General features: G+C 41.8%; 1 protein-coding gene. It reads left to right on the top strand.

Annotated features, from left to right (window positions below; all coding sequences use genetic code 11):
• The coding region (locus AOA61_RS12515) for a carboxyl transferase domain-containing protein (RefSeq protein ID WP_305886522.1) at window positions 1-263 on the top strand (263 nt) is incomplete at both ends.

Raw genomic sequence — 263 nt, 5'->3', positions numbered from 1 at the left:
GCTTTGCGCTCAATGAAACAAGCTGAAAAATTTCAAAGACCAATCATTTGTTTTATAGATACAAAAGGGGCTGACCCAGGTATTGAATCAGAAGAACGGGGACAGAGTGAAGCTATTGCTCGAAACTTAGTTGAGATGGCAGGGCTTAAGGTTCCTATTATCTGTGTTGTAATTGGTGAAGGTGGAAGTGGTGGTGCCCTTGCATTAGGCGTAGGAGATCGTATCTTTATGCTAGAAAACTCCACCTATTCTGTAATTTCACC

It is taken from the genome of Pseudomonas sp. 2995-1 (assembly GCF_002742505.1).
GTDB classification, from domain to species: Bacteria; Pseudomonadota; Gammaproteobacteria; order Pseudomonadales; family Pseudomonadaceae; genus Aquipseudomonas; species Aquipseudomonas sivasensis.
Note: the sequence above shows the minus strand (reverse complement) of the source record. Positions and strands in the feature narration are given on the sequence as shown.